The organism is Microvirga sp. GN3 (assembly GCF_055792825.1).
Genome location: NZ_JBVVAK010000004.1, coordinates 18,551 through 44,875, shown reverse-complemented (window position 1 = coordinate 44,875; position 26,325 = coordinate 18,551). Strand labels below are relative to the sequence as shown.

The window sequence follows — 26,325 nt, the reverse complement described above, 5'->3', positions numbered from 1 at the left end:
ACTCAAAGATTCCACCTGTGAATTGGACTACAGAAACTGACGAGAGGTGATTACGCCTTCGATCAGCTGTCCGCTACGTGAACGAAAGTGGATTGGGGCGCCACCTTCCGTGTTGGCTGCAGCTGTGTAGGCCAAGCCAATAACGTGCCCCAAAGTCGGCGAAAGACAGATAGATGTAATGCGCCCTACCGGGAGGCCTGCATTCAGCACCAAACTCGCAATCTCTGGCGATTGTGGTTGCTCTTTATCCAGGACGAAGCCAACGAGTTTGCGCTTTGGCGGATGTCGCCGCCGAAGCGCAATAGAGCGGGCCCCGACGAAGAAGGGTTTCTCATTTGCCACGGCCCAATCAAGACCCACCTCGTCGGGAGTAGTGATAGCGTCCGTATCTTGCCCCAGTGCTAGTTGGCCTCCTTCGAGCCGAAGGATTGCCAAGGCGCTCGTTCCGCACGGTCGAAGGCCCGAACGTTGGCCCGCTTTGAGGAGCAGATCCCAGAGGGCTTCACCCATCAATGCCGGAACGTGAATTTCGTAGCTGGACTCCTCTTGCGAACTCGTCAGTAGAAGACGGGCCGGTATGCCTGCAATTTTTACGTCGCGGATCGTATGTCCGTGGGAAGCATCGTCCTGTGGCTCTGTCGTTTCAAAATTTTCCGCGAGCACTGTGTGCGCATTCGGACCTGTAATGCTCACAGCGGCATAGGCCGGCGTTACATTGGCAACATCGACATCAATATTCCATTGTGCGTTCCACAACAGCATCTCGCGATATATGCGATCGGTACCACTGGCGGAGGAGGTGACGTAGAAATGATCATCGTCTAGTCGATACACCACCCCTTCGTCTATGATCGAGCCTAACTCATTTGTCATTAAGGCATATCGACCACGCCCGACCTCTAAGTCTTTGTAGGTTGAGGTGTAAAGTCGATCGACAAGTTCTGCGGCATCAGGCCCACGGAATTCAAACCGCCCTTGATTCGATACATCCACAATCGCAGCTTGTTGACGCGCCGCCTGCACCTCGGCACGTATGGCCGCTTGCGCTTCGGCTTTTGGACCATAATAGGCAGGACGTAGCCAAGCACCACTGGCAACCATCTGTGCTCCCAGGCTTACATGGCGATGATGCATTGGTGTGCGGCGCCCCAGCCTATAGTGTTGGCCTGCTAGCACGCCGAGCTTTTCCGGCACGACCGGCGGGCGCGCCGTCGTTATCCCAACTTCGGCAATACTGCGGCTTGTCGCCTTCGCCACTAATCGCGCCGTCGCAAGGGCCGAGTGTCGCCCTTGGCTAGGGCCCATGCCGACCGTGGAGAACCGCTTCACAAGTTCTAGTTCAGAATAGCCTTCCGCGACACTATTGAGAATGTCCTGAACTTGAAGATCCTCGTCAAAATCGACGAACTCTTTGCCCTTTGGGTGCTCGAAAATTGGCCATGAGAAATTCACGGGCTCACGGCAAGGCGAAAATATCCCGCTACTCTCGCCAACAGGGGTCAGACCCAATGCTTTGGCCGCATTGATTCCTGCGCGCTTCCCGTCGGCAATAGCTGAGTCCAGTTCAAAGACGCCGTTCGCGGAACCCGCAACATGCATATGTTGGGGTAGCTGGGTGATCGAGAAATGCTCGTTTTGGTTGTCGTACGCTAAGCGCGCGCCTGCCTGCAGAGGCAACTGCCAAGCAGGCATATATCCGACGGACATGCAGAGAAGATCGCAGTCGATCCAACGGGTTTCACCTCCGGCGGCTTCGTCGAGGGGCTTCACGCAGACGGCCCTAAGGTGGCGATGCCCTTTTGTCCCGATGGCCTCGCGCACAAAATGGCCAGTCAGCACCTGAATTCCGCGATCCCTAACCGCATTCACCAAAGCGGAGGCTGACAGAGTCAATCGGAGGTCAACAACGGCGGCCACGTCGACGCCAGCGTCTGCTAAATCCAGAGCGACCCCGTAACCATCCACATTTCCGGTCAGTACAACACTACGGCGACCCGGTCGGACACCATACAGCTTAATGAGGCGCTGGGCGGCCGATCCCAACATTACCCCTGGAAGATCATTGTTCCGAAATATTGCCGGCTGTTCGATGCTCCCTGCAGCGATAATGACCTCTTTCGCGCGGATTTTGTTTAGGTGGTTGCCCTGTATGACGGGCAACCACTGGTCCGCGAACCAGCCGTTGCATACAGCATCGGCCATTACTTGGATGTTGCGGGCAGACGCTACCGCCTGGATCAGCTCGAGACGCTCCTTCTGAGCCCACGAAGCATCAGGATCGAAACGCGAGTGCGTGAGGGATCCTCCCAACACGCTGCCTCCCTCTACAAGTAGAACGTCGGCCCCAGCCTCGGCTGCCGTCAGGGCACCGCAAAGACCCGCTGGCCCGCCGCCAACGACCACCACGTCCTTGAAGAGGTGCTTCTTATCATACGATTGCTTGACGGGATGGCTAGGGATGCGCCCGAGCCCGGCTTTGCGGCGGATAATCGGCTCCCAAATTCTTGTCCAAGCCTGCCGTCCCGGACGAAAGAAAGTACGATAGTAGAATCCGACAGGTAAATATCGGGAAAGAAGCCCGATATATGCATCCCGGTCGTGTTCGAGACTTCCGCTATAGTTCTGACCCCAAACTTCAAGGTTTTGCGAAATGGGAACGAGATCCGCCAGTGCATTGGGTTCTGTTGCCAACTGTACAAGCGTATTGGCCTCGTGGCCAGCCATGCTGAAGATGCCGCGCGGACGATGGTACTTAAAGGAACGGGACAGAATCCATTGATCATTCGCCGCAAGAGCGCTCGCAATAGTATCCCCTGCGAAGCCTGTGTAACGTTTGCCTTCAAAGCTGAATTCGATCGGCTGGCTGCGATCAATTAGAAGGCCAGCCGGGCTCGTAAGGCGATTCCGTCCACTCATTGTATTTCCTCTAGTTCTTCATGATGATCTACAAACCGGAAGAGGCGTAGGTCGCAAAAATCTCGTCCGTAATGGTGTCACGCTCGGCGATGAAAATGAAATTGCTTGGAAGGTGACACCACCACTCCTGCACTCGGCCTGCTGGGTTAGGTTTTACAAAAATGTACTCTGCCCAGATGTCATCCGGCACATCCTGATTCGGCACGTGCTTAACCGGACCAAAATAGGCAAATTCTTGAATATTGCGGTAGCCGTTGATTGGACAACGCATAAGCTTCATGCCGCTCTCCTACTGACTTGTGCCGAAGGCACTTTCGTTGATTAGGTCAAACGTCTTGAATCGATCCAATCGAAATGGATGCAGCACATCAGGAACCCTGCCGGTGGCAACGATCTCGGCAACTCGACTTCCGGCCGCAGCGATTGATTTGAATCCGCCGGTTCCCCATCCGACGTCGAGCCAATAATTGCAAAGGGGGCTCGGGCCTATGATGGGACTTCGGTCTGGTGTCATGTCACAGATGCCCGCCCATTGGCGGACCAAGCGCAACTCACTCAGGAAGGGAAACAACTCTAGCGCATGGAGCGCCACCTTTTCTTTCATATCGAGCGTCGAACGTGTCGAGTAAAGCTGATAACCGTCGAGAACATTTCCACCAATCACAACTTCCCCGCGCGCCGTTTGACGGACAACCGTATGTAAATCGGGTGCAATTACAATCGGTCCAAGAAATGGCTTTACTGGTGTCGTCACCATTGCTTGGAGCGGGATAGTCCGTATAGGCAGGCGGATGCCCACCATATCAGCCACGACGGAATTCATTCCCCCGCAAGCCTGAACTACATGGCCTGCATGTATCGTGCCGCGATTAGTACGAACGGTCGTGACTTTGCCGTTCTCAACGCCAAAGCCGACAACCTTCGTACGCTGGTGGATTTCGACTCCTAGTTGGGCTGCTCTTGCAGCATATCCCCAAGCCACAGCATCGTGCCGCACCATGCTGCCATCCTGGTGCCAAAGTGCTGCCAAGATGGGCCTGGACGCGTCTTCGTTCTCGTATAGACGAGGACAGATTTCCTTGATTTTTGCAGTGTCCTCGATCACCTCGATGCGAGTCCCGAGGAACTTTCCTATCTCAGCCCGCTGGTGAAAATCACGAACTGTCGCTCCGCTGTGAGCGACGGAAACTTGACCTCTCTGCGAAAAGTGAATGTTAAAATCGAGCTCATGCGATAACTTGCTATAAGCCTCCACACACTCCTTGTAGAAGCGAACCGACTCGTAGGAAATGTATGTCGATCGCACACCCATTGTGTTTCGCGCCGTGTTGCCTCCAGCGAGGTAACCTTGCTCCAGGACGGCGACGTTTCGTATTCCCCAGTACCTGGCCAGATTGTAAGCGATCGCCAGCCCGTGCCCGCCGCCGCCAACGATCACGACGTCATATGACGGCCCGAGTTCAGGCGTCGGAGGGATGTCTTGCGAGATCGGGTATTTCCGGCGCAAGCCGTATTTTAGAAGCCTTAGAACCATTCTATATCCCGCCTAACAACATTATGTTTGCTATCAGTAGTGAAGATTTATGATCATGCTGAGATGTTTCTCAATTCGCACTGAACCTTCGGCGCCTATTGCCGGTGCCGCCTCTCTTTTTTCGACAATCGTCGGGCTGTTTGAAATTTCGCCTGAGTTCGAGCTCAACTGGATCATCCGAGTTCGAGTACGCCTTGAGAGCGCCCCGTTTATGTTGAACTTCTAGCTGCAAAGTGATGCCCTCCGAGGGTCACTCATATGAGGTCCGCTGCTCCTACCCACGGCGCAGGAGTTCGCGGGTGCGCGCCGCCATCTCAGCCAGGGCCGGCTTGGGTTCGACGTTGTGCGTTACGACCTGCCGCAGTTGATCGGTCATCATCTGGAAGATCTTCTCCGTGTTGGCGGTCGGGAAGGAGTACCAGTCGCCTGTGATCGGCAGACGGTCGAGCAGCAGTTTGTGATGCGGATTCGCTTCCAAGTATTTTCCAAGGAATCCATCGTCTTTCAGCGTCAGCATGTTGACCGGGAGGTAGCCTGTCTTCTGAGCTAGGATGGCCTGTCCCTGCGGCCCTGCGGCAAATCGGATGAAGTCCCAAGTCGCCTGCTGCCGCTCCTTATTTTTGGTGAACATAAAGAAACCGTGGCCTGCCCCAACGAGCCGACCATTGGGCGCTGGAACGGGCAAGGAGACAACTTTGAGATCAAAGTGTCCCTGTGCCGCGTTGGCAACGGATTGTATTCCGCTCGCCGATCGAATGAGGAAGCCGATCGTGCCGGCATTGAAGGACTGGCGCGCCTGGTTGCGTGTCATGTCGACGGTGCTGATGTCACCGAATCGCCACAGCAGTTCGAGCGCCTGCAATCCCTCCTCTCTTTCGAATTCGATGTCAGATTTATCGGCCTTCATCATCCGACCGCCATATGAGGCGAGCAGGTTCTGGAACACCCAGGCGTTGCTCGCGTCATATTCGACGTACCCGCCAGAGATTGGACCGCCGAGCGCCGCGACCTTCTTGCCGATGTCGATGATCTCGTCCCAAGTCTGTGGCGGCTCTGCCTTCGTGTAACCGGCCTGACGGAGAAGGTTCATGTTGACGTAGATCGCCAACACGCTAGTGCCGAAGGGTACCGAATAGACCTTCCCACCTATGATGGATGCCTCGAGCAACGTTTGCGAGAGCCCCATGCCCTCGAGCACAGCCACTCCTCCCATGATGCCGTCGAGGGGTTGCGCGATCGCACGCTCGACGAGGAGCGGGGTGTAGTTCATGGACTGCCATGACCCGTCGGGCAGGGAGCCGACGATTGCGGCGCGGAGTGTGCTCTGTAGCAGGGGCCCCCAATTGTCTCCCTCGGCAATGAACTCGACCTTTGATTTCGCGCTATCGCTTTCGAACGTACGTGCGAGCTCGCCCAGCATGTCCTTGTAGCTGGAAGCATAGTAGCTGATCTTCGTTTCAATGAGCGTCTGCGCGCGAGCTTTGTTGGCCGGCAGCGCTAAGGTGGCAAGGCCAGCGGCACCAGATAAAAGAAACTCCCTGCGGTGAAGTTCGACTGCTTTTGTCATTGATCTCTCCTCATGAACGTCATCGGATCTTTGAGTTGACGCACAATCACTTGCGCCTCACGCGCCGCCTATTTCAGGGCGCCTGCGGTTAGCCCCTCGATAAACCAGCGTTGGGCGGTGAGGAACGCGACGGTGAGGGGGGCGACGACGAGTGTTGCTGCCGCCATTAGCGGACCGTAGTCGTTACCCGCCTCTTCGTTCTTGAAAGCCAGGATCCCTAGAGTTGGCGGCATGAGCTCCTCGGAGCGGACCGCGATGAGCGGCCAGAAGAGATCGTTCCAATGAGCCACGACTGAGAAGATCGAGAATGCCAGGATCGCCGGCAGCGCCATGGGCACCATGATACGCCACACGATGGAGAATTCGGACAGTCCATCAAGCCGGGCCGCATGGACGATGTCGTCGGGAACGGTTTTGAAGAACTGCCGGAAAAGGAATATCCCGAATGGGGAAATCATGAACGGGTAGATCAGCGCCACGTAGGTGTTCAGGATTCCAATTTGATATCCAAGGATGAACAGAGGCAGTGTAAGGACTTGGTGGGGCAGCATCAGGCCGACAAGGACCAAGCCGAATAGAAGCTCACGACCTTTGAACTTCAGCTTTGCCAACGCATATGCGATCGGGGCCGAGAATAGAATCTGAAGCACGAGAATCGAAGTGCAGACTATCACACCGTTCAGCATGTATCTCAGTAGCGGCACCGCGGTCATTGCTCGGTGGTAGTTCTCGACCGCATACCATTGCTCCGGCAGAAGAGAGAAGGTAGCTCGGAATATCTCTCCCGGCGGCTTCAGCGACAGGCTTACCATCCAAACGAATGGCATCACCGTGGCGATGCCTGTCACGATCAGCGTTGTGTGACGAGCAATCGCAAATGTGGAGAAGGTGCGGTTCATGTATAGTGTACTCGCTTTTCCAGGACGCGTGCCTGCAACAGCGTCAGCGTCACGACAATTATGAGGAATGCTATGGTAATAGCTGCGCCATAGCCGGCTCTGAGATATTCAAAGCTCTCACGATACAGCGTGAAAAGTAGCACTTCTGAAGCATTTCCAGGTCCTCCACGGGTGAGGACTTGGACGGTGTCGAAGACCTCAAACGACCGGATCGCGACCACGATCACAACGAACATGGTGACAGGCCCTAGAAGTGGGAGCGTTACCGTTCGCATGCGGTCTAGCCAACCATCGGCCCCATCAATGTCGGCCGCATCGTAGAGGTCGCCGGGGACTGCCTTGAGTCCGGCCAAGAACAGGATCATCGCAAACCCGACGTTCTGCCAGATCCCAATGACGGCTAGGACCGGAAGCACCGTGTACTCGTTGCGAAGCCAATTCTCCGTCGGCAGGCCGACCAGAAAAAGAATTTGATTCACAAGCCCGATCGTCGGGTGAAGCATCGCCTCCCAAACGATTGCCATCGCTGCCAAGGTCGCCATGAACGGCAGGAAATGGAGCGCGCGATAGAAGCTGCGAAGGCTTTTTCCGGCTTCGATCAACACGGCAATCAGAAAGCCCAAGGCAACCGTTCCTGGAACGACGATCAACACATAGGTGATCGTATTCAGCAGAGAGGTTCGGAAGCTGTGGTCCTGGGCCAACTCCCGGAAATTCTGGAGACCAGCGTAGGCCAAAGTCTGGGCTCCGAACTCCCAATCCGTCAGCGCGATTGCGAACACGGCAAAAACGGGAAGTATGAGCGTCACTAAGAGCAGTAGGAATGACGGGACCACCAAGAGGTACGCGTTAGTGGATTCCGTGAAGAGACGGTCGCTCCACCGATGTCTTGTGACGGGCGGATTGCCGCTCAATTGGAAGTCGACAGCCATGTAACGCTCCTCAACGCACTTGTTTTCTCTTCGGCAGCCCTGATCCTGTGACCATCCTGAGCAAAGAGCAGGATGCGATCGGAGCGGACCGAAAGGTGGAGGGTTTCGCCGACGTGAAGTGTTCCTGCTCTTTCCGCGAGGAGCCGTGCAATCACCGGCTCTGAGCTGGCAGGCATGTTCAGATGCACGAACAGATCCGACCCGTGATGTTCGATCAGCCTCACACTGCCGGTCAGGATTCCGGGACCGCCGCGATCTGCGATCTGGAAGCTTTCCGGCCGTATCCCCAGCAAGACGGACGCGCCAGGCTGGATAGAGCTTTCGAGGTCGATGGTCGTGCCGGCGACGTCGACGCTTGCGCGATCTCTCACTATAGCATCGAGGATGTTAATCTTGGGGCTTCCGATAAATTCGGCGACGCGACGGTCCGCCGGGTCGGAATAGATGATCGATGGCGGCGCAACCTGTAGGAACTCCCCGTCGAGCATAATTGCTACGCGGTCGGAGAGGGTCATCGCTTCGGCTTGGTCATGCGTCACATAGATGAACGTCACTCCCAGCTTCTGGTGAAGCTCCTTGATCTCGGCGCGAAGCTGGACACGCAGCTTCGCATCTAGGTTAGAAAGTGGCTCATCCATCAAGAAGACTGCGGGATGCCTCACCATGGCCCGTCCGACAGCGACTCGCTGGCGCTGTCCGCCGGACAACTGCCCAGGCTTCCGGTCAAGAAGGTGTTCAATGCCGATTGATTTGGCGACCTTTGATATTTCACGCTGGATCTCTGTGCCGACGGAATGGGTACCCGGCAGCAAACTCCCCAACATCGGCAGGCGCTGCCAGAAAGTCAGCTGGCGCATACGAAGCGGTACAGCCATATTCTGGGCGACAGTCATATGCGGGTAGAGCGCGTAGGACTGAAAAACCATTGCGACATCGCGGCGCTTCGGTCTCAGCCCATCAACAACCTGGTTGCCAATGGTAACGGTTCCGGAATCCTGCACTTCGAGCCCGGCTATGATCCGGAGCAACGTGGACTTGCCGCAGCCCGATGGACCAAGTAGTGTCAGGAATTCGCCCTCGGCTATTTCCAAAGATACGTCGCGCAAGACTGGCGTCGCACCGAAGTTCTTTTTAATTTCCGCAAATATAACGCCTGTCATGTCGAAACCTCACGCCACGTGGTGTCTAGCGATCGAAGTGGCGTGTGGGCCCGCCCAACCACCGTCGAGATAGTACGTAGATCCTACCCGCGAGCGGCGAAGTATTTGCACATAGTCGCCGAGCCCAGTCTCAAATACTTCCGATTTGACGCCGAGACTGTCCGCAGACGCTTTGCCAATCGTCTCAGTAAGAACGCGCCCATTCATCTTTGGCGGGCGAGCCAAGCCGAGAAGTTGAAGGATGGTTGGAGCAACGTCGCAGATACTCGTGGGGATCAATGATGCGATGCCAGTCCCACAGAACTCTTTTCCGGCAACTATGCCGACAGCAGCCAGCTCCTTTGGATGGAGGCCGCCATGAACGCCGAGGCCGGATGGGCGGTCGTTGTCATAGAAAGTCCCGCCCTCAAGACCGAACGGATCAATCGTGTTATCTGCCCTGAACGAAAAATAGACATCCGGAGCACGCTCATGATTAGCGAAGACGAGATGGCTTCCAAGGCTGCCAGGAGCTATCCCTTCCACTTCGTTTTTTGGTGAAGTGAAAATTGGTCCGCACCACGGTTCCGCCGTGACAGCTTCGACGAGGCGAGCAACTGAGTGTGAGCTTCGATCCGAAAGGTACAACGCTCCGACTTGGCCAGGAACAACCACTACGTCCACATCAGGGCCAGGAGCAGCGGCGGGCGAGTATCCGGCTGCCGTCAGGCGGTCAATGACCGAGACCCTGGTGTGCGCCGTGATATGACCATGATCCGATAGGATGATGATCTGGACACCGACCTGCTTTCCCTCAGTCTCCCACCAATCGAGCACACGCCCAAGCTGGCTGTCGCAATACGCTATTACTTCGCGCGTTTTTGTGGCTCCCGTGCCGTTCAGGTGCGAACAGGTATCCGGTTCGCCATACGAGAGTATTGTTACATCTGGCCTTAGCTTAGGCCAAATAACCTCGAGGAAAGCAGAGGTAATTAGTTGCTGCGCATCTATGTCCGGCTCCCCTTTCGGTGGCACCGGGGGAAGCGGACCGTATTTGGCCTCAATCTGCGACAGCACTTCATCCGGAGTGCAGGCTTCTCGGAAATGGCCAGATATACGAATATGGCGAAATTCTTCAGCTTTGTGATGAAAAAGGCGAGTCGTTCCGGCCGTGTTGGTCGCGAGCACTACAAGACTGCGACCGGCGCTTCCAAGGATCTCCCCAAGCGTTGGGGACGTCATCAGATGACCACCGCTCTCTCGGTTGAGCTCGTCGAGGAGCACGGCATCGGATGTGTCAATGTATCGTTGTGGTGTCATGCCGCGATCGACATACTTGTTCCCGACCATCCCATGACGACTTGAAGTTGCACCAGTTACCAAGCTGGGGAACGCCGAACGGGTTTCGCTCGGGTAGATGGTTCGGTGCCGCGCTAACGTAACGCCTTGCTGCTGCAGGCGGCAAATGTTTGGTGTCAAGACAGGATCAATTAAGTCCGGCCTCAACCCATCGAAGCTGACTAACAGAAACTTCGGCATTTCATCTCCCATATCTCGGTTCCCTTCCGTTGCCTGCGCTGGCAATCTGTTGTAGGAGGCTAGACGTCTCTAATATAGTAGACTAGACTAGTCGTAGCATAGGCACTATGAAGTAAATATGACAAGCGAAAAATTTCGTTCGCGATGTCCAAAAGCGAGAAAGATTCAGGATGCCAACCGAAGGCGTGACGCTATGGCGCCAAATAAGCGAGGCTTTAGCAACCGAGATCCATGATGGTATTCTCCAACCTGGTGATCGATTGCCATCAAGCTCCGAATTAGGCATGAGATTTGGTGTCAACCGGCTCACTGTGCTTAAAGCCATTGGCCATCTCCAGAGTGAAGGTCTTGTAAGGACTGAACGCGGCGGAGGTATGTACGTTGAGCGGGTTATTCCTTATCGAATGGGAGCGCGTACCCGTTTCGAAGAAAATCTTGTGAAGCTAAACCGCACTCCGACTCGCGATATTCTATCAGTTGATGAGATAAGGGCCTCCAAACGTATCGCCTCCGCATTACAGATCAGAACTGGAGATCCGGTGATACTTGTTGTGTTGGTCGGGGTCGCCGACGGACTTCCCGTGAGTTACAACCAAAATTACTTCCCTGCTTCCCGACTCCCGGGAATCTCCGACACCTTTCGACGGCTTGCAGCCTCAAATAACGGCGATCGGTCCACACGAACCGCGCTGGCTGCTCATGGGATCAGTGACTTTCGGCGCCATACGGTTCGGATCCGGGGAAGAGCGCCAACTCCAGCGGAAGCAAGCCATTTGCGCATGGCACCTTCAGAGACAGTATTCGAAGTGGAAGTCACCAACGTAGATGCCGACAATACTCCCATTGTTCATGGTCTCAGCTCATTCTGCAGTACGCGGGTCGAGTTCGTGATGGAGTTGGATGAGCCGCAACCCTACGCCCGAGAGAAGCGCGCCCGAAGCAAAGACGTAAAGTAGGTAATTCTAACATATGTGTCGGTTTTTCTAACATGCGCACACTCCCGCCACTGCCCGCGCTCCGGGCCTTCGAAGCTACTGCGCGCCATCAAAGCGTTACAAAGGCGGCCCTTGAGCTACGCGTATCTCATAGCGCGATAAGTCAGCACATCCGAACACTCGAAGACCACTTCGGCCAAGTGCTCTTTAAAAGGATAGGTCGCCGAATTGAGCTTACCGAAGGTGCAAGACTATTCCTCGAAGATGTGACAGCGGCACTTGATCAAATTTCGTTGGCTGCGGAACAGTTCCGAACTGTAGGAAGGGCGTCAACTATTACAGTTAACGCAACTCCATCATTTGCAATGAGGTGGCTAATACCGCGATCATCAAGGTTTCAAATCGAAAATCCAGATGTGCGCGTCGTTGTTGAAACAACCACGGATGACAGCATTGACCACCTAACCAAATCCTACGATTTCATTTTTCGACGAGAACCAATGAAGAGATCCGAGCATGTTTGTCACAAAATCATTGACGACGCCGCTACAGCATTGCTTTCTCCTCGGCTTGATTCTATTCCCAAAGCACCTTGCGATTTGCGGCACTCAATTTTACTTCATGTCAAGTCGCGACCTCAAGCGTGGTGGAATTGGTTCAAGATGTGTGAGGTCGAAGTTGATCAGACACCTAGCGGACCTTTTTACGATCATTTCTTCTTGTCGCTTCAAGCAGCCATCAACGGTTTAGGTATTGCGTTAGGCCCCCTTTGCTTGGTTGAGGATGACATTCGTGAGAACCGTTTGATCGCACCTTTTAGAGATCGAGTTCTTGCGGGACCTGGATTTCACGTCCTCTACCCTCTGGCCGTCGGCCGTAGCCGAAGCCACCGATTATTCCTTGAAGCTTTAATGGCGGAAGTCAAATCGCAGAGCGATGAGCTCGTCAGCCTGTAAGCTTTACTTACAACGTTGTCAGGATTTCATACTGGTTTGAAACTGCTCGATCAGTGATGATGTGACGAGCACGACTCTTGAGCTTGCCAAGAAGAGGTGAGCCCAAGCGCGTTTCGTTGAAATCCGAAGCAGAGAGTTATCGTGAAGATCGTTGCGGAACATATTAAGCAAATTCGGCCGTCTGAAACTAAAGCCATGACCGCTCGTGCGGCTGCTATGAAAGCTCAAGGTCGCGAAATCATCACGCTGAGCCAGGGTGAGCCTGACTTCGATACGCCTGAGAACGTGGGGGAGGCTGGCATTCGCGCGATCCGGGAGGGCCGGACCCGCTACACGGCCGTCGCCGGCATTGTCCCTCTGCGCGAGGCGATCCGCGACAAGCTGCTGCGCGAGAACGATCTCGGCTACACGCTCGACCAGATCACTGTCGGATGCGGTGCCAAGCAGGTCGTCTTCAACGCGCTCTTCGCCAGCCTGAATCCCGGCGAGGAGGTTGTCATCCCGGCTCCCTGCTGGGTTTCCTATCCCGACATGGTGCGTCTCGCCGGCGGCAAGCCGGTTGTTATTGACTGCAGCGAAACTGACGGCTTCAAGCTGAAGCCAGAAGCGCTCCAAAGGGCGATCACGCCGCGCACCAAGTGGCTGATGCTCAACTCACCCTGCAATCCGACCGGCGCAGTCTACAGCGAGGCCGACCTGATCGGGCTGGCCGAGGTGCTGCGCAAGCACCCGCATGTTTGGGTGCTCGCCGATGACATCTACGAGAAGCTCGTCTATGGCCGTGCCCGCTTCGCCACCATGGCGCGCGCAGCGCCCGACCTGTTCAACCGCACGCTCACCGTCAACGGCGTTTCCAAGACCAACGCCATGACCGGCTGGCGAGTAGGCTACGGCGCAGGGCCAGCCGAGCTGATCAAGGCCATGAATGTCATCCAGGGACAGACGACGTCGCACACCAGTTCGATCTCGCAATATGCTGCGATCGAGGCGATCGCCGGCGACCATAGCTATGTGCCGCGCTTTACGGCGGAGTTCGAGAAGCGCCGCGATCTCGTGATCGAGAAGCTCAACCAAGCGCCGGGGTTGACCTGCAGCGTTCCCGACGGAGCCTTTTATGTCTTCCCCAATTGCGCCGGCGTACTCGGGCGCCGAACCGGATCGGGCAATGTGATCGAGACCGATACGGACTTCGCCATGTATCTTCTGGAAGAGGCCGGCGTCGCCGTCGTGCCGGGCTCGGGCTTCCTGGCCTCACCCTATATCCGCATCTCCTACGCTTCCTCCGTCGAGGAACTTACAAAGGCATGCGATCGCATCATCGCAGCATGCACAAAGCTCTCAAGGGAGAAGGCAGCATGAGCCGGGGCACGCTCCTTAAAGACAAGATTGCCAAGAGCGGCCTCGCTCACGTCATGGCCGCCCACAGCCCGCTTTCTGCTCGATTGGCGGAAGAGGCTGGCTTCGACGGGCTCTGGGCATCGGGGTTTGAACTTTCCGCGCTTTTCGGGCTGGCAGACGTCAGCCTTGTCTCGATGACGCAGCATCTCGACATGGTGCGCGCCATGGCTGACCAGTCGTCACTGCCGATTGTCGCTGATATCGACACCGGATTCGGCAACGCCATCAACGTCATCTACGCAATCCGGCAATATGAACGCGCTGGTGCAGCTGCTGTCGTTATCGAGGATAAAACTTTCCCCAAGGTCACCAGCCTTGTCGCCGACGGCCGCCAGGAGTTACTGCGGGTGGAAGAGTTCGAGGGCAAGGTCCGAGCCGCAATCGCGACGCGCTCCGATCCTGACTTTCTCATCATCGCCCGCACCGAAGCCTTAATCGCTGGTCTCGGTGAGGAAGAGGCGCTCAGGCGCGCCGCGGCTTACGAGGCCGCCGGCGCCGATATGATCCTCGTACATTCCAAGCAGAAGACACCGGAAGAGGTGGAAAGCTTTGTCCGCGCCTGGAATGGAAAGGCGCCGGTCGTCATTGTCCCAACCGCCTATCCGGAAATGAATGAGGCACGCATCAAGGCGCTCGGCAAGATTGCCATGGTAATTTACGGAAATCATGCCGTGCGCGCGTCGGTTACCGCCATGAAGGATGTGTTCTCACGCATCCTCAGAGATCGCGGCATTCACAACGTCAACCGTGATATTGTCTCCGTTGAAGAGGTGTTCCGCCTCCAAAAGATGGATCAGGTTAAGACTGACGAAAAGCGCTTCCTGGCCTGATGCAGCATAGTGGCAACGGAGGAACGCTATGCCAGACGTATTGCCCAGCGAACTCGGGATTGAGATCAGCGATGCATCAGGCCGGTGGTCTATCACCTTCGATTTCGAGAAGGTTGGTGAATTCAAAGCCACCAACGGATCTGATACGTTTGTCGAGATGGCAACCCGCTATGTCGAGAATGAGTGCAATCGGCTTGGACTTCTTGACGATCTATGGCTTTGGCGCGACGCCGTTACAGCTCTCGGGAAACGATTGGACCTATAGATGCTCGATCTAGCCGGCGCCGTGGCTCTGCTTATATGGGGTCTTCGTATGGTGAAGACAGGCATCGGTCGCGCCTTTGGCCCACGGCTACGCCGCTGGATTGCTTCCGGCACGCAAAACAGGATCATTGCGGTCTGCCTTGGGCTGGCAGCCACCCTAGCACTACAGAGCAGCACCGCAACGGCGCTGATGACGGCGGGCTTTGCCGGCAGCGGTTACATGAGTTCGGCGATGGCACAGGCAATCATGCTCGGCGCCAATGTCGGTACAAGCCTCGTCACTCGCTTCCTTGCCTTCGACATCCACTGGCTGGGGCCACTGCTGATCGCAGCAGGCGTTGCCGGCTTCACCTGCAGCGCGACGAAACCCAACAAAAGCATCGCCCGCGCCGTCCTGGGGCTAGGGCTGATGCTGCTGTCCCTGAAACTGCTGGGTCAGTCCACTGAACCGATGCGGCAGTCGCATGTCCTGCAGGCCTTAATGGCCTCCCTCGACGCCGTACCGGCGCTCGCCGTCGTCGTCGCTGCCGTTCTCGCACTTGCCGCCTCATCCAGCCTGGTCGTGGTACTGCTCGTCATGTCGTTGGCCGCGACGGGAACAGTGGGTTCCGAACTCAGCGTCGTCCTGGTGCTCGGGGCCAATGTCGGCGGCGCCATTCCGCCAGTGCTCACCACGATGGCCGACGGCCCGCTCGCTCGGCGCGTCACCATCGGCAATCTGCTCGTTCGTCTCGTTGGATGCGTGATCGTGCTGCCCTTTGCGACCGAGGCCACAGGCTTGCTCTCGGGATTAACTGATGATCCGGCGGCCTTGGTCGTCAATGCGCACGTCGTCCTGAACATCGCGCTCGCTGGTCTCATGCTGCCGCTGCTGGACCCGCTTTCCGCTTTGATGCACCGGCTTCTGCCTCTCGGGCAACCCACCGACGACGGACCGCGTCATCTCGATCCCGGCATTCTGAACAAGCCAGCCATGGCCCTCGCGGCCGCTGCGCGGGAGACGCTATGCATGGGCGACAGAGTCTCCGCCATGCTCGAAAGCAATCTTGAAGCCTTGCGAAAGAACGACAGCAATCGCTGCGACTCGCTCGGTGCCATGGACGACGAGGTCGATCGGCTCAACCACGCCATCAAGCTGTATATTGCTAAGCTCGGAGGCGACGCGCTCACACAGAAGGACGAACGGCGCGCTACCGAAATCGTCGCTTATGCCACAAATCTGGAACACATCGGCGACATCATCGACAAAAATCTACGCGAATTAGTCGAGAAGAAGATCAAGAACCAACTCTCATTCTCGCCAGAAGGCGCAGTTGAGATCGATGCTCTCTACAGAGCTACGCTCGAAAATCTGAGGCTTGCCCAGAGCATCCTGGTGTCTCATGACGATATGCTCGCGCGCCAACTGGTCGAAGCTAAAGTGAATATCCGGCGCGTTGAGGAACGCTCCGTCACCAATCACCTCAACCGTCTTCGCGATGGGCAACTTGCAAGCATCCAGACTTCGTCGCTCCATCTCGACATCCTACGCGATTTGAAACGCATTAACGCCCACATTGCGGCAATCGCTTACCCGATCCTGAACGAAAGCGGATTGCTCTTGGAAACGCGGCTGGTCGGCGAACAAACATTGCACCGGACTCATGCCTGATGAAGGAAAACTACACAGACATCGACCGGTCCACCGAAATTGTTGCCGCTCCATTCGATTTGAGGACAAGAAGTCAATGATCGTGTCGACCAACGAAGCGCGGAGCCTGGCAACGTCGATCCTCCGCGTCAGCGGCGCTTCAGAGCGTAATGCCGAGGTCCAAGCAGACCTCCTGATTGAAGCAGAACTTAGGGGCTACGCCTCCCATGGGTTGCTTCGACTTGCCCGGATCGTGGAGCGCATCGGTAACGGCGTCATAGATCCGTTAACATCGGGAAAGCTCGAATGGGTTTCTTCCGGGTTTTTGCGTGTCGATGGAAAAATGGGGCTCGGCCCGGTGGTCGCTCTGGGCGCCCTCGCGGAGATCACAAGGCGGGCGTCAGAAACGGGCATCGCCATCGCCGCTGTCCAGAACAACAACCATATCGGCATGCTCGGTTGGTATGCCGAGCAGGTTGCACAGGCGGGACAGATTGCCCTTTGCCTCTCGACCAGCGAAGCGCTTGTCCATCCATGGGGCGGACGAAAGGCGATGATCGGCACGAACCCGATTGCCATCGGCATTCCTGCGAAGCCATTTCCGTTTGTACTCGATATGGCGACCAGCCTTGTTGCCATGGGAAAGATTTACGACCACGCCAACCGCAGCAAGCCCATTCCTGCAAACTGGGCGCTTGACGCAGACGGCCAACCGACGACTGACGCCGAGGCGGCCAAACGTGGAGCGATCGCACCCTTCGGCGAAGCGAAAGGCTACGCGCTCGGCCTCGCTTTCGAATTACTGGTCTCGGTTCTGGCCAGAAGCGCAATCGGAACGGACGTTCAGGGTACGCTCGACTCGACCGAGGTTTGCAACAAAGGCGACATCTTCATCGTCATATCGCCGGATGCTGCCCCGGACTATCTCTCATACCTCTCTGACTATCTGGACGCGATCCGAAGATGTGAGCCGATGACCGGCTTCAGAAATGTCGCCGTTCCGGGGGATAGGTCGCGGCGGGAGCGGCAGAGCCGTCTCGACATGGGTTTGACGCTTCCCGATCATGTCTGGGAGCAGTTGCTCAATCTGGCCGGAAAAGTCTCACCACACAGCAGCCACGGAGCTCAACAGTGACCTCATTCGGCCTCCTGCGGGCGCCCCGCGAGATTCTTTTTGGCGCCGGACAGCGGCGCGCGGTGGGCCGTGCGGCCACAAAGCTTGGAAAGCGCGCACTCATCTGCACCGACGAGCGCCTATTGAGCCTTCCGGAACTCGCGGATCTCATCGCAGATCTTTCAGCCGCCGGCGTCGACAGCATGGTGTTCGATGGTACCCAGCCGGATGTTCCGCGCGAGTGCATCGATCTCTGCCTCGAGACAGCCAAACCCTTCCGACCGGAACTGGTGATCGGGTTCGGTGGTGGCAGTTGCCTTGACCTCGCCAAGGTGTCGGGACTGCTTCTCACACACGGCGGCGACGTGAGCGACTACTACGGCGAGTTCAAGGTTCCGGGACCTGTGCTCCCTCTCATCGCCATTCCGACAACAGCCGGTACAGGATCGGAGGCAACGCCCGTCGCCGTTATCAGCGATGCCGAGCGTGCACTCAAGGTGGGCATATCCAGCCCGTACCTGATCGCCCACACCGCAATTTGCGATCCAGAACTCACTTATGCCTGCCCGCCCGCACTCACAGCCATGGTCGGCGCCGACGCGCTCACTCATGCGATTGAGGCGTTCACGGCCATCCGTCGCCCCCCTCAAAGCGATCTTGCCGACACCCACGTCTTCGTCGGAAAGAACGAACTCAGCGACCAACTGGCTCTGCGGGCAATTTCCTGTATTGCGCGCAACCTCGAGGCCGCCGTGCGCGACGGCCAGGACGCTGAAGCCAGGTCCCAACTCATGCTGGGGTCGCTGCTTGCCGGAATGGCGTTTGGAGCGGCGGGAACGGCCGCAGCGCATGCTATCCAGTATCCGGTCGGCGCACTGACGCACACCCCGCATGGGGTTGGTGTCGCTGTCCTGCTGCCTTATGTCATGGAGTACAACCGCACGTCCTGCGAGCACGAGCTGGCTGCCATTGCGGAGACCTTTGGCGTCTCGGCAGCGGAAACGTGCTCTTCAGCAAAAGCGGACGCCGCCATCGACGCCGTCGCCTCCCTATTCACGAAAATCGGCATCCCTGCAACGCTCGCCGAGTTAGGACTCTCCGAAGCGGAGATGCGATGGACTGCGGAACAGGCAATGAGCGCCGCACGCCTTATCAAAAACAATCCGCGGCCGCTCGATGCCGAGGCGCTCTTCCAGATCATCACCGCCGCATTTGCAGGTGATCGAAGCGCTCTGCGCAACTGTTGAGAAGCAAGCTATAGCTGATGGATATTCTCATGCATCACACTCCAATTCCGAACCTTCCGGCCAAGCTCTACATCAATGGCCAATGGCTTGATGCGTCGGATAAAGCCACCTTCCGCGTCACCAATCCTGCTACCGAGGAATTGGTCGCGACGGTTGCGAGCGCGACCCCGGAAGACGGACTGCTTGCGCTCGATGTGGCGCAGGTTGCCTTTCATGACTGGGCAGACCGGAAGCCGCGCGAACGGGCCGAAATCCTTCGCAAGGTCTTCGAATTGATCATTGATCAGAAGGAAGAGTTGGCGCGCCTGGTGACTATCGAGAACGGCAAGGCTCTGCCCGACTCCAGAGCTGAAATCGCCTATGCTGCGGAATTCTTCCGGTGGAATGCCGAAGAGGCTGTTCGCAACATAGGCGAAGTTTCCCGGGCACCGTCGAGTGGAGCACGCATGCTCGTCCATCACAAGCCGGCCGGCGTCGCCGTATTGGTAACACCGTGGAATTATCCGGCGGCCATGGGGACGCGCAAGATCGCCCCGGCGCTTGCTGCGGGTTGCCCCGTTGTCATCAAGCCCGCATCGGAGACGCCGCTGACGATGCTCGCGCTCATGCCGATCTTGGAGGCAGCCGGCGTCCCGGCTGGGGTGGTGAATGTCCTGCCCTCCCGGCGCTCTGGGCCATTGGTTGATATTCTGCTCCACGATCCGCGCGTCCGAGTCGTTTCGTTCACGGGGTCAACGGAGGTTGGACGCAAACTCCTGCGCTCTGCTGCGGATAGTGTCATCAATCCCGCCATGGAGCTTGGCGGAAATGCGCCCTTCGTCGTTCTTGCTGATGCCAACGTCGATAGTGCTGTCGAGGGTGCTCTCGTCGCGAAAATGCGCAATCTCGGTGAAGCTTGCACGGCGGCGAACCGCTTCTTCGTCCATGACAGCCTCTATGATGAGTTTGCCCAGAAGCTAGCCCGTCGAATGGGTGCGATGAGGGTAGGAAACGGTCTGGAGGAAGGGGTCGAGGTAGGCTCGCTCGTCAATTCTGAAACCCGCAGCAAGGTCGTCCAGCTGGTCGAGGATGCCATATCGCGCGGCGCACGACTCCTGACGGGTGGGACCATCATCGAAGGACCGGGCTACTTCTATCCGCCAACCGTCTTAGGTGATGTTCCAGCTTCGGCAGAGTGCTTCAAGGACGAGATTTTCGGGCCCGTTGCTGCCTTAACTCGGTTCACCAATGAAGACGAACTGGCGGCGCGCTGCAACGATACCGAGTATGGTCTTGTCGCGTATGTCTTTACCGAAGATATGCGCAGAGGATTGGCGTTCGCTGAGAAGCTGGACTTTGGGATGATCGGCCTGAACCGCGGATTGGTGTCCGACCCCGCAGCTCCTTTCGGCGGCATGAAGCAGAGCGGCATTGGCCGCGAAGGCGCCCATGAAGGGATTATGGAGTTTCTTGAGACGCAGTATATCTCGGTCGAGTGGTGATCTACCATCGACGCGAGTGGCGTTTGCCAGTCACCGGAGATGGTATTGTCACATAAACTGACACCGGGCGCACTGAGACAAGCCAGGTTGCTTAACGGGCTCACGCGGCAATGCTGATCCCTGCCGCGCGTAAACCCGCATATCCGGCACTGGCTCGGCAGTGTTATCTGATAAGCTCAAACCAGTGGAACAGTGTCGGTATCAATCTTGGTTTTACAGCGCTCTTCCTTTCGCGCCGGTTGAAGAGACAGTCGCCATACAGCCTGAGCGGGACAGAGGGTTTGACGTGAACCTACAGGATTCAGGAGGCCATCTGATGCCAGCACTTCCAGCCCACAGCCGATCGTCTTCCGACAGGAGAGGGTGCGCTCCTCTTGGGCTGGTCGATGGACCGGTAAGGTCGAGACTCGAAGATCAGGTTGATGCCGAGGGCCGCAACCTCGACCACATCGAGCAAGCGATTCTTCGTGCGTATGTGCAACTGGCGGTGACGCCGGATGAGACGGGCGGGGTCCGATCGGTGACGTTGGCGCGCTCTCGGGCTGTCGAGGTGCGACTAACAGAGATCGTTCAGCCGGACGATCACCGGCCTGCCGTACCGCCTTTTTGGCTGGAGGTTTGCTCCCAGGCCACCGGTGCGGTACTCGACAGTTGTGGCTGCTTTGAATTCGACGCGGCCGAGTTGGCCATTGCGGTCGAGCTCGTTCACGACGCCGAAAGAAGAGTTGGATAGCGATGCCACCCGGGCCGCAGGGCGGGTGAGGATCGAACCCGTAAGAGGGGTCGGGCTACGATCCCTCAGCGCATTCCATTTGCAGGCCATGGGCCTGCACCGGTCTCCCTGCCGGCGCACCTGGCAGCGGAGGAGGTGGCCACGTGTTCTGGTCACCGTACTCCCCTCTGGCAGGGGAGATGTCCTTCGGGACGTTCCTCCCAAACTTGGGCTCGCTCGGCGTGGCCGCAGCGAGCCCCCTTTGCTCTTCGTGGATGGCGCACAGCGGCTAATCAGACATTAGCAATTCAGCAGGACACTCAAGCGATGACGCAGTGGGTCTATACCTTCGGGGACGGAAAGGCCGAGGGCCAGGCGGGGATGAAGAACCTGCTCGGCGGCAAGGGGGCCAATCTGGCCGAGATGTCCAATCTGGGCCTGCCGGTGCCTCCGGGCTTCACCATCACCACGGAAGTCTGCACCTATTACTACGATCATGGTCGCTCCTATCCTGAGGAACTGAAGACCCAGGTCGAGAACGCTCTCAACTATGTCGGCCGCCTCACGGGCCGCACCTTCGGCGATGCCGAGAACCCGCTGCTCGTCTCCGTCCGCTCCGGCGCCCGGGCCTCCATGCCCGGCATGATGGACACGGTGCTCAATCTTGGCCTCAACGACGTGACCGTCGAAGCGCTGGCCAAGGGCGCAGGCGACGAGCGCTTCGCCTATGACAGCTATCGCCGCTTCATCACCATGTATTCCAATGTGGTGCTCGACATCGAGCACCATCACTTCGAGGAGATCCTCGACGAGTACAAAGATCGCAAGGGTTACAGCCTCGACACGGATATGACAGCGCAAGACTGGCAGGCGATCCTTCCGCGCTACAAGGCGCTGGTCGAGAAGGAGCTCGGCAAGCCCTTCCCGCAGGAGCCGCAGGAGCAGCTCTGGGGCGCCATCGGCGCCGTGTTCGGCTCCTGGATGAATAACCGCGCCATCAAGTATCGCGAGCTGCACGCCATCCCGGCGAGCTGGGGTACGGCGGTGAACGTGCAGGCCATGGTCTTCGGCAACATGGGCGAGACCTCCGCCACGGGCGTGGCCTTCACCCGCAATCCCTCCACCGGCGAAAGCGAGCTCTACGGCGAGTTCCTGATCAATGCGCAGGGTGAGGACGTGGTGGCGGGCATCCGCACGCCGCAGGACATCACCGAAAAGGCGCGTCTGGCGTCGGGCTCCGACAAGCCCTCGATGGAAAGCGCGATGCCCGAAGCTTACAACGAGCTGGTGCGCATCTACGGTATTCTCGAAAAGCACTACCGTGACATGCAGGACATGGAATTCACGGTGGAGACGGGCAAGCTCTGGATGCTCCAGACCCGCAACGGCAAGCGCACGGCGAAAGCCGCCTTGCGCATCGCGGTGGAACTCGCCTCCGAGGGGCTGATCACGGAAGAAGAGGCCGTCACCCGCGTCGAGCCGGCGGCGCTCGACCAGCTGCTGCACCCCACCATCGATCCTAAGGCAGAACGTACGATTATCGCCACCGGCCTGCCGGCCTCTCCGGGCGCGGCCTCAGGCGAGATCGTGTTCAACTCGGATGATGCGGAAGCGGCCAGGAAGGCCGGTCACAAGGTCATCCTCGTGCGCGTCGAGACGTCGCCTGAGGACATCCACGGCATGCATGCGGCGGAGGGCATTCTCACCACCCGCGGCGGCATGACCTCGCATGCGGCGGTGGTGGCGCGCGGCATGGGCAAGCCCTGTGTATCCGGCGCCGGCTCGATCCGCGTGGACTACGCCACGCAGACGCTCACCGTCGCCGGCCAGACGCTGAAGAAGGGCGAGATCGTCACCATCGACGGCTCCAACGGCCAGGTGCTGCTGGGCCAGGTGACGATGCTTCAGCCGGAGCTGTCGGGCGAGTTCGCCACCCTCATGGGCTGGGCCGACAAGGTGCGGCACATGAAGGTGCGCGCCAATGCGGAAACGCCGCTCGACGCCAAGACCGCGCGCAATTTCGGCGCGGAGGGCATCGGGTTGTGCCGCACCGAGCACATGTTCTTCGAAGGCGACCGCATCGTGGCAGTGCGCGAGATGATTCTCTCCGACGACGAGGCGGGCCGCCGGGCGGCGCTCTCGAGGCTGCTGCCGATGCAGCGCCAGGACTTCGTCGAGCTGTTCACGATCATGAGCGGTCTGCCAGTCACGATCCGCCTGCTCGATCCGCCGCTTCACGAATTCCTGCCGCACTCGGAGGACGAGATGCAGGAGGTCGCCAAGGCGATGAACGCGCCGGTGGAGAAGCTCAAGCGCCGCGCCATCGAGCTGCATGAGTTCAATCCGATGCTTGGCTTCCGCGGCTGCCGTCTCGCGGTCGCATACCCTGAGATTGCCGAGATGCAGGCGCGCGCCATCTTCGAGGCCGCTGTGGAGGCCGGCAAGCAGACGGGCCAGCCCGTCGTGCCGGAGGTCATGGTGCCGCTCGTGATGACGAAACCGGAGCTTGATCTCGTGAAGGCGCGCATCGTCGCCATGGCGGAAGCGGTCGCCAAGGAAAGCGGCGTGACGGTCGAATATCAGGTCGGCACGATGATCGAGCTGCCGCGCGCGGCGTTGCGCGCCGGCGAGATCGCGGAATCGGCGGAGTTCTTCTCCTTCGGCACCAACGATCTGACGCAGACGACACTCGGCATCTCGCGCGACGACGCGGCGTCCTTCCTTGGTCCGTATACGCAGAAGGGCCTGCTGCCGGCCGATCCGTTCGTGACCATCGACCAGGAGGGCGTGGGCGAGCTCGTGAAGCTCGCGGCCGAGCGCGGCAAGACGACGAGGCCGAACATCAAGCTCGGCATCTGCGGCGAGCATGGCGGCGATCCGGCCTCGATCCACTTCTGCCAGTCGGTCGGGCTCGATTACGTGTCCTGCTCGCCCTACCGCGTGCCGATTGCGCGTCTGGCCGCCGCGCAGGCGGCGCTCGGCGGCAAGGCCGCGAGCCAAGTGTAAACGCACAAAGCCCTATCGGTTGGCATCAAGTACTATCTATCCACCATTCAGACGGTAAGATTCACACAGGCTAAGGATTGCTGCCATGTCACTGTCCGCACCCCGATCAACCCATCGTGCGAACCACTTGCTATCGGCACTGCAGCCGGAAGACTTCGCCCATCTTGAGCCACATCTTCAACTGGTTGAGCTGCAGAAGGGCATGGTTATCTATGAGACCAGCGAGTGCTTGCCGTTCGTCTACTTCCCCCATGACGCGATTGTCTCCCTTGTCACTCTTTTGCCTGATGGCAGAACCGTCGAGATGGCGCTGCTCGGACGGGAAGCCATGTTTGGTTTGGTCAGCGCGTTTGTCACCCGCCAATCTGTTGGGCGCTTTGTCGTGCAAGTCACAGGCACGGCCTCGCGCATTGACACTGATGTCCTGCATCGCGCGTTCGAGGAACGGCCGAAGCTCCGTGAACCCTTCTTGCGCTTCGTAGAGGTCCTGCTGGCGGATACTCTCCAAGCGATGGCCTGCAACACCGTCCACAGCGTAGAGGCACGCTGCTGCCGCTGGATCCTCACCATGCTTGATCGGGCCAACCATGCTACCTTGCCACTCACGCATGAGCACTTGTCCCGAATGTTGGGGGTGCAACGGTCAACGATCAGTCTCGTCACGAGTGGACTTCAATCAGCGGGTTTGATCCACCAGGGCCGTGGTGCAATCACAGTCACCGACTGTTCCGGTCTCGAACGGATCGCGTGCGGATGTCACGAGATCATGCGGCAGCGCTCAAAACAACTCTCACTCACGCAGAACCGTGAGTCCGATGATACACACACCAGATGAGGACGATCTTCTGCAGGCCGATGAGCATCAGTGGGTCCGACGCAAACCATCCAGCGCGCAGCGCTTGCTTTACCTGGTTATAGCTCTGGCCGGTATAGCCGGTGCGATATATCTGATCGCTCGATTACTCTAAGGCAGAGTTACAAATATGGTCTGCTTTGAAGAAAGTTTGAACATTCGGCAGATGGGCAACGAACTCTACCATTTCGTTTTAGAGGATGATTGTGAGCAGATGTTTCTCGCTCCTGCAAGACGCACTTGTCTCTCATGAGAATGTTTTTGTCGCTTGGATGTTATAGGAGAAACGATCTTCTAGTTTTTTGCTAGAAAACAGAAAAACGTACCCTTGAACAACGACGATCGATCAAGTTAGAAGCATTCCCACGCACCAATGTTGATTTTGGTACTCGGCTCGGTGCATCAAGCGTTCTTTCGCGTCCAGGCTCCGTCGTATCTCGCTTTCAGGGATGACCCTTTCGCTGGCTCAGCCTCTGCCGAAATGCAAGCCCTCATGAGTCATTTGCCTCCGCCTGACAGACCGGCCATTACCATCCCGTTGCTTCAGCAGCGGGTGCGTGATGGTCGGCGACTGGTGATGACGACAGCTTACGATGCCGTGACGGCACGCCTGGCTGATCCTGTCGTCGACATGCTCCTGGTCGGCGACAGCGTCGGCAATGTGTGTCTCGGCTTCGACAACACCTTGCCGGTCAGCATGGCGATGATGAACCATCATCTCGAGGCTGTGGCCCGGACCAAGCCCCGTGCCCTGCTCGTCGCCGACATGCCCTATCTCAGCTACCACCTCAGCCTCGACGACACCTTGTGCAATGCCGGCGGCTTCCTGCAGCGCGGAGCGGCGGCCGTGAAGCTGGAGGGCGGCGAAAAGCGGGTCGAGACGATCCGGGCTCTGGTGGAGTGCGAGATCCCGGTGATGGGCCATCTCGGCCTGACGCCGCAGAGCGTGCATGCCATGGGCGGCCTCAAGGTGCAGGGCAGGGGAGCCCAGGACGCCCTCCAGATCCTGGAGGATGCGCACCGGCTGCAGGAGGCGGGCTGCTTTGCCCTCGTCCTTGAGGGCATCCCCACAGAGCTCGCCGCCCGGATCACTGAGACGCTCAGCATCCCGACCATCGGCATCGGCGCCGGGCCGCACTGCTCGGGCCAGGTGCTGGTCCTGCACGATGTGCTCGGGCTGACCCAGGGGCACCGGCCCAAGTTCGTGCGCAGCTACGTTGATGGCTTTGATCTGCTGCAGCAGGCCCTCACCCATTGGACGGAGGACGTGCGCGGCGGTGTCTTTCCGTCATCCGCCGAAGCCTATGCCCTGCCGGCCGATGCCCAAGCCGCGGTGTCCGCCTGGGTGCCCCACCCCTCCACCAGCGCATGAG

The 26,325-nt window shown here is 58.0% G+C and carries 21 protein-coding genes; 13 read left to right on the top strand and 8 right to left on the bottom strand.

Annotation, left to right across the window (positions count from 1 at the left end; genetic code table 11):
• Positions 1-27 precede the first annotated feature (27 nt).
• The 8 genes from ACS5Q1_RS03330 to ACS5Q1_RS03295 all read right to left on the bottom strand — a co-directional run bounded on the left by ACS5Q1_RS03330 (position 28) and on the right by ACS5Q1_RS03295 (position 10,526).
• Positions 28-2,916: a 2Fe-2S iron-sulfur cluster-binding protein gene (locus ACS5Q1_RS03330; RefSeq protein WP_473096865.1), complete on the bottom strand. Its 2,889-nt coding sequence runs from the start codon at positions 2,914-2,916 to the stop codon at positions 28-30.
• A 28-nt stretch (positions 2,917-2,944) separates the two neighbouring features.
• Positions 2,945-3,196, bottom strand: coding sequence for a sarcosine oxidase subunit delta (locus ACS5Q1_RS03325; protein WP_473096864.1), 252 nt, complete (start codon positions 3,194-3,196; stop codon positions 2,945-2,947).
• Positions 3,197-3,205: 9 nt separating this feature from the next.
• Positions 3,206-4,450 (bottom strand): FAD-dependent oxidoreductase, encoded by a 1,245-nt coding sequence (locus ACS5Q1_RS03320; RefSeq protein WP_473096863.1) that lies wholly within the window; start codon positions 4,448-4,450, stop codon positions 3,206-3,208.
• A 274-nt stretch (positions 4,451-4,724) separates the two neighbouring features.
• Positions 4,725-6,017, bottom strand: coding sequence for an extracellular solute-binding protein (locus ACS5Q1_RS03315; RefSeq protein ID WP_473096862.1), 1,293 nt, complete (start codon positions 6,015-6,017; stop codon positions 4,725-4,727).
• 68 nt (positions 6,018-6,085) lie between these two features.
• The gene (locus ACS5Q1_RS03310) at positions 6,086-6,916 is read right to left on the bottom strand and encodes a carbohydrate ABC transporter permease (protein ID WP_473096861.1); all 831 of its coding nucleotides are present in this window, start codon (positions 6,914-6,916) and stop codon (positions 6,086-6,088) included.
• The gene (locus ACS5Q1_RS03305; protein WP_473096860.1) at positions 6,913-7,830 is read right to left on the bottom strand and encodes a carbohydrate ABC transporter permease; all 918 of its coding nucleotides are present in this window, start codon (positions 7,828-7,830) and stop codon (positions 6,913-6,915) included. Before ACS5Q1_RS03305 ends, ACS5Q1_RS03310 begins: the two co-directional genes overlap by 4 nt.
• On the bottom strand, positions 7,827-9,008 hold the full coding sequence (locus tag ACS5Q1_RS03300; RefSeq protein WP_473096859.1) for an ABC transporter ATP-binding protein: 1,182 nt from the start codon (positions 9,006-9,008) through the stop codon (positions 7,827-7,829). The genes ACS5Q1_RS03305 and ACS5Q1_RS03300 overlap by 4 nt, the downstream gene beginning before the upstream one ends.
• 9 nt (positions 9,009-9,017) lie before the next feature.
• Positions 9,018-10,526, bottom strand: coding sequence for an alkaline phosphatase family protein (locus ACS5Q1_RS03295; RefSeq protein ID WP_473096858.1), 1,509 nt, complete (start codon positions 10,524-10,526; stop codon positions 9,018-9,020).
• Between the two features lie 170 nt (positions 10,527-10,696).
• Here ACS5Q1_RS03295 and phnF point away from each other — a divergent pair, with 170 nt between their 5' ends.
• From phnF to panB, 13 genes are all read left to right on the top strand, one after another.
• Entirely contained in the window at positions 10,697-11,482 is a 786-nt protein-coding gene (gene phnF, locus ACS5Q1_RS03290; protein WP_473096857.1) for a phosphonate metabolism transcriptional regulator PhnF, read from the top strand.
• 32 nt (positions 11,483-11,514) lie between these two features.
• The gene (locus ACS5Q1_RS03285) at positions 11,515-12,417 is read left to right on the top strand and encodes a LysR substrate-binding domain-containing protein (RefSeq protein WP_473096856.1); all 903 of its coding nucleotides are present in this window, start codon (positions 11,515-11,517) and stop codon (positions 12,415-12,417) included.
• 195 nt (positions 12,418-12,612) lie between these two features.
• Positions 12,613-13,776 carry a pyridoxal phosphate-dependent aminotransferase gene (locus ACS5Q1_RS03280; RefSeq protein ID WP_473096855.1) on the top strand — a complete coding sequence of 388 codons (1,164 nt, stop codon included), beginning with the start codon at positions 12,613-12,615 and terminating at the stop codon, positions 13,774-13,776.
• Positions 13,722-14,645 carry a phosphonopyruvate hydrolase gene (locus tag ACS5Q1_RS03275; protein ID WP_473096854.1) on the top strand — a complete coding sequence of 308 codons (924 nt, stop codon included), beginning with the start codon at positions 13,722-13,724 and terminating at the stop codon, positions 14,643-14,645. Before ACS5Q1_RS03280 ends, ACS5Q1_RS03275 begins: the two co-directional genes overlap by 55 nt.
• 28 nt (positions 14,646-14,673) lie before the next feature.
• The gene (locus ACS5Q1_RS03270) at positions 14,674-14,910 is read left to right on the top strand and encodes a hypothetical protein (RefSeq protein ID WP_473096853.1); all 237 of its coding nucleotides are present in this window, start codon (positions 14,674-14,676) and stop codon (positions 14,908-14,910) included.
• Positions 14,911-16,560 (top strand): Na/Pi cotransporter family protein, encoded by a 1,650-nt coding sequence (locus ACS5Q1_RS03265; protein ID WP_473096852.1) that lies wholly within the window; start codon positions 14,911-14,913, stop codon positions 16,558-16,560.
• A 76-nt stretch (positions 16,561-16,636) separates the two neighbouring features.
• Entirely contained in the window at positions 16,637-17,674 is a 1,038-nt protein-coding gene (locus ACS5Q1_RS03260) for an Ldh family oxidoreductase (RefSeq protein WP_473096851.1), read from the top strand.
• A complete protein-coding gene (locus ACS5Q1_RS03255) occupies positions 17,671-18,900 on the top strand; it encodes an iron-containing alcohol dehydrogenase (RefSeq protein WP_473096850.1) in 1,230 nt (409 codons plus the stop codon). Before ACS5Q1_RS03260 ends, ACS5Q1_RS03255 begins: the two co-directional genes overlap by 4 nt.
• 29 nt (positions 18,901-18,929) lie before the next feature.
• The gene (locus ACS5Q1_RS03250) at positions 18,930-20,381 is read left to right on the top strand and encodes an NAD-dependent succinate-semialdehyde dehydrogenase (protein WP_473096849.1); all 1,452 of its coding nucleotides are present in this window, start codon (positions 18,930-18,932) and stop codon (positions 20,379-20,381) included.
• A gap of 316 nt (positions 20,382-20,697) precedes the next feature.
• Positions 20,698-21,114: a hypothetical protein gene (locus tag ACS5Q1_RS03245; RefSeq protein ID WP_473096848.1), complete on the top strand. Its 417-nt coding sequence runs from the start codon at positions 20,698-20,700 to the stop codon at positions 21,112-21,114.
• A 306-nt stretch (positions 21,115-21,420) separates the two neighbouring features.
• Positions 21,421-24,099, top strand: coding sequence for a pyruvate, phosphate dikinase (gene ppdK, locus ACS5Q1_RS03240; protein WP_473096847.1), 2,679 nt, complete (start codon positions 21,421-21,423; stop codon positions 24,097-24,099).
• A gap of 85 nt (positions 24,100-24,184) precedes the next feature.
• On the top strand, positions 24,185-24,934 hold the full coding sequence (locus ACS5Q1_RS03235) for a Crp/Fnr family transcriptional regulator (protein ID WP_473096846.1): 750 nt from the start codon (positions 24,185-24,187) through the stop codon (positions 24,932-24,934).
• Positions 24,935-25,445: 511 nt separating this feature from the next.
• Complete coding sequence (gene panB / locus ACS5Q1_RS03230; protein WP_473096845.1) at positions 25,446-26,324, top strand: 3-methyl-2-oxobutanoate hydroxymethyltransferase; 879 nt, start codon at positions 25,446-25,448, stop codon at positions 26,322-26,324.
• The last annotated feature ends 1 nt before the right edge of the window (position 26,325 follow it).

What these genes read in the sequence shown, in the direction of transcription:
- ppdK (WP_473096847.1), top strand. Translation starts at nt 21,421, where the DNA reads ATGACGCAGTGGGTCTATACCTTCGGGGACGGAAAGGCCGAGGGCCAG.
- ACS5Q1_RS03285 (WP_473096856.1), top strand. Translation starts at nt 11,515, where the DNA reads ATGCGCACACTCCCGCCACTGCCCGCGCTCCGGGCCTTCGAAGCTACT.
- ACS5Q1_RS03295 (WP_473096858.1), bottom strand. Translation starts at nt 10,526, where the DNA reads ATGCCGAAGTTTCTGTTAGTCAGCTTCGATGGGTTGAGGCCGGACTTA.
- ACS5Q1_RS03235 (WP_473096846.1), top strand. Translation starts at nt 24,185, where the DNA reads ATGTCACTGTCCGCACCCCGATCAACCCATCGTGCGAACCACTTGCTA.
- ACS5Q1_RS03320 (WP_473096863.1), bottom strand. Translation starts at nt 4,450, where the DNA reads ATGGTTCTAAGGCTTCTAAAATACGGCTTGCGCCGGAAATACCCGATC.
- ACS5Q1_RS03245 (WP_473096848.1), top strand. Translation starts at nt 20,698, where the DNA reads ATGCCAGCACTTCCAGCCCACAGCCGATCGTCTTCCGACAGGAGAGGG.
- ACS5Q1_RS03310 (WP_473096861.1), bottom strand. Translation starts at nt 6,916, where the DNA reads ATGAACCGCACCTTCTCCACATTTGCGATTGCTCGTCACACAACGCTG.
- panB (WP_473096845.1), top strand. Translation starts at nt 25,446, where the DNA reads ATGAGTCATTTGCCTCCGCCTGACAGACCGGCCATTACCATCCCGTTG.
- ACS5Q1_RS03265 (WP_473096852.1), top strand. Translation starts at nt 14,911, where the DNA reads ATGCTCGATCTAGCCGGCGCCGTGGCTCTGCTTATATGGGGTCTTCGT.
- ACS5Q1_RS03280 (WP_473096855.1), top strand. Translation starts at nt 12,613, where the DNA reads ATGACCGCTCGTGCGGCTGCTATGAAAGCTCAAGGTCGCGAAATCATC.
- ACS5Q1_RS03330 (WP_473096865.1), bottom strand. Translation starts at nt 2,916, where the DNA reads ATGAGTGGACGGAATCGCCTTACGAGCCCGGCTGGCCTTCTAATTGAT.
- phnF (WP_473096857.1), top strand. Translation starts at nt 10,697, where the DNA reads ATGCCAACCGAAGGCGTGACGCTATGGCGCCAAATAAGCGAGGCTTTA.
- ACS5Q1_RS03315 (WP_473096862.1), bottom strand. Translation starts at nt 6,017, where the DNA reads ATGACAAAAGCAGTCGAACTTCACCGCAGGGAGTTTCTTTTATCTGGT.
- ACS5Q1_RS03325 (WP_473096864.1), bottom strand. Translation starts at nt 3,196, where the DNA reads ATGAAGCTTATGCGTTGTCCAATCAACGGCTACCGCAATATTCAAGAA.
- ACS5Q1_RS03275 (WP_473096854.1), top strand. Translation starts at nt 13,722, where the DNA reads ATGCGATCGCATCATCGCAGCATGCACAAAGCTCTCAAGGGAGAAGGC.
- ACS5Q1_RS03270 (WP_473096853.1), top strand. Translation starts at nt 14,674, where the DNA reads ATGCCAGACGTATTGCCCAGCGAACTCGGGATTGAGATCAGCGATGCA.
- ACS5Q1_RS03300 (WP_473096859.1), bottom strand. Translation starts at nt 9,008, where the DNA reads ATGACAGGCGTTATATTTGCGGAAATTAAAAAGAACTTCGGTGCGACG.
- ACS5Q1_RS03250 (WP_473096849.1), top strand. Translation starts at nt 18,930, where the DNA reads ATGCATCACACTCCAATTCCGAACCTTCCGGCCAAGCTCTACATCAAT.
- ACS5Q1_RS03260 (WP_473096851.1), top strand. Translation starts at nt 16,637, where the DNA reads ATGATCGTGTCGACCAACGAAGCGCGGAGCCTGGCAACGTCGATCCTC.